The organism is Microcystis sp. LE18-22.4A (assembly GCF_027531105.1).
Taxonomy (GTDB): Bacteria; Cyanobacteriota; Cyanobacteriia; order Cyanobacteriales; family Microcystaceae; genus Microcystis; species Microcystis aeruginosa.
Map to the genome: position 1 here is coordinate 1 of NZ_JAPZRB010000563.1, position 2,084 is coordinate 2,084.

3 protein-coding genes and 1 pseudogene are annotated in these 2,084 nt (G+C 37.8%); 2 read left to right on the forward strand and 2 right to left on the reverse strand.

Translation table 11 applies throughout. The features are described 5' to 3' along the window. Positions 1 to 572 (forward strand): DUF4351 domain-containing protein (locus O9295_RS24180; RefSeq protein ID WP_288035875.1); only part of this gene is annotated, 572 nt, incomplete at its 5' end. Positions 573 to 722: 150 nt separating this feature from the next. Here the strand turns inward: O9295_RS24180 and O9295_RS24185 are convergent. Both O9295_RS24185 and O9295_RS24190 read right to left on the reverse strand, forming a co-directional pair. After that, on the reverse strand, positions 723 to 1,157 hold the full coding sequence (locus O9295_RS24185; protein WP_288035877.1) for a type II toxin-antitoxin system VapC family toxin: 435 nt from the start codon (positions 1,155 to 1,157) through the stop codon (positions 723 to 725). Next, positions 1,148 to 1,360, reverse strand: a complete 213-nt coding sequence (locus O9295_RS24190) for a DUF2281 domain-containing protein (RefSeq protein ID WP_002738971.1) — start codon at positions 1,358 to 1,360, stop codon at positions 1,148 to 1,150. The genes O9295_RS24185 and O9295_RS24190 overlap by 10 nt, the downstream gene beginning before the upstream one ends. 365 nt (positions 1,361 to 1,725) lie before the next feature. Here O9295_RS24190 and O9295_RS24195 point away from each other — a divergent pair. Continuing rightward, positions 1,726 to 1,887, forward strand: a pseudogene (locus O9295_RS24195) (transposase); the annotation flags it as partial. Positions 1,888 to 2,084: the final 197 nt, after the last annotated feature.

The window sequence follows — 2,084 nt, forward strand, 5'->3', positions numbered from 1 at the left end:
TGCAGTTAAATCGATTAAATTGGCGAGATTTTCTTAATCAACCGAATCCGGTTGCTTCAGCTTTGATGGCGAAGATGAACATTGCCGAGAAAGAGCGAGCCAAGGTAAAAGCGGAATGTCTGCGCTTGTTAATTACTTTAAAGTTAAATCCTGCAAAAATGCAATTAATTTCTGGATTTATTGATACATATCTCAATCTAAATCCAGTGGAAGAGAGACAATTTCAAGAAGAGATTAGCACATTTAGTCAACCCGTACAGGAGGGAGTTATGCAAATTACCACCAGTTGGATGCGTCAAGGTATTGAACAAGGTATTGAACGCGGTATCGAACAAGGTATTGAACGCGGTATTGAACAAGGTATTGAACGGGGTATTGAACGGGGTATTGAACGGGAAAAGACATTGATTCTTCGTCAACTTAAACGCAAGTTAGGGGAGATTAATCCTTCATTGGAAACTAAAATCATGCAGTTAAGTATTGATGATGTCGAAGTATTAGGAGAAGCTTTATTCGATTTCTCTACGGTTGAAGATTTAATCAATTGGTTAAATACTTTAATTACCCTGTAAAATTGTCATTTTCAGGTATGAATTTCAGTTAACAGTTAACAGTTATCAGTGTATTTCCCCATCTCCTCGCAGGAGTCGCAATTCCCCCTCTCCTACGAGGAGATGGGGTTAGGGGGAGAGGTAAAATCATTCATTTCCAGAACTGATTCGCTACATTTCATCTACTAGCAATACATTTTGATGAGTTAACTGTTTCCATTGCCTATCATTAGTGATAATGTAGGTTGCTGAATATGCGATCGCTGTTCCTAGTTGAATCGCATCGGGTGTTTTGAGAGTGTATTGGGTACGAAGAGCGATCGCCTCATTAGCAATAGATAAATCGATTGGTAACAGAGTAATTTGGCTCGAACGGGTGAAATATGTCCGGTATTGTTCTACCAACTCCTGATTACCTATCCTTGCTGGATGGGTAACAATTTCGATAAAAGTGATCATCGAAGTGATAACCTTAACCTGATAAATGGAGACATCATAAAATAACTTTTCCATATAAGGAAAAAAGATGGGATGTTGCTCGAAAAAGTAAATAAAAGGAGCCGTATCTAAAAATACAATATTTCCCGTTTGTAAAACTATTCCCATGATGATCGCTCCTGCTGAATATAAGCATCTACATCAATTGATTGCCACATTTCTTGCCCCAATCCTGCCGCATCGCGGAAATCTAATGGCTTATCTTCTAACTCTGGTTTAGCTTGCAAAAACTTTGCAAAATCCAAAATTTTATTCGCTCGATCTTCAGGCATTGATTTCACGATTTTGTAAATTTCGTCGGCTACACTCATAAGTAAATTCTCTCTTGTCTATTATGGACATTTTACCATAGCAATTTCATCGGGTAGTGAACATTACGAGAAACCCGTTTTCTTGTAATAAATGTTAATTTTTGTGATAGCACCCTTGAAAAATTGGGGATTGTTGGGCTAAAACTGTTAGCAATAAACCTTTGCAGTTAATGTCATGACTTCTCCCCTGTTGCCGATTTTTCCTGCTGTTTACGATAGTTTGTTCGATTTTGGGCTCTTCTGGTTTCTGTGTGGAGGGAAGAAGAATAGGGATAATTTTATAGAAATATAGTCTTCAAAGCCTTGCCTAGCAAGACTCCTACGAATGATAATCAGTGCTTATCACACAAAGTAGAGAAGAGCCCTGGTTTGGAGAAATCATTAGTTATTTTGAGCGAAGGACAACGAATGGGGTGGTCGAGGGAATCAACAATAAACTTAAACTAATAAAACGAAGAGGCTATGGCTTTAGAAACTTTCGGAATTTTTGGGTTAGAAGTATGTTGTCTTGGCATCTTGTCTGTTGATTTAGCATAAAGAGTAACGAAGAGCCTCTCGTTTTTGGCTATTATATCAAATCTTAACTCAATTGTCTATCTTTTGGTATTAACCTGTTTGTGCCTTAAGTCCTTCCCTATATGAGTTTCAGCTACTTTTGGGCGTAGGTACTCTCATCGAATTTTATTTTAAGTTAATTATTTGCATAACAATTCCCGAAGAGCCG

What these genes read in the sequence shown, in the direction of transcription:
- O9295_RS24185 (WP_288035877.1), bottom strand. Translation starts at nt 1,157, where the DNA reads ATGGGAATAGTTTTACAAACGGGAAATATTGTATTTTTAGATACGGCT.
- O9295_RS24190 (WP_002738971.1), bottom strand. Translation starts at nt 1,360, where the DNA reads ATGAGTGTAGCCGACGAAATTTACAAAATCGTGAAATCAATGCCTGAA.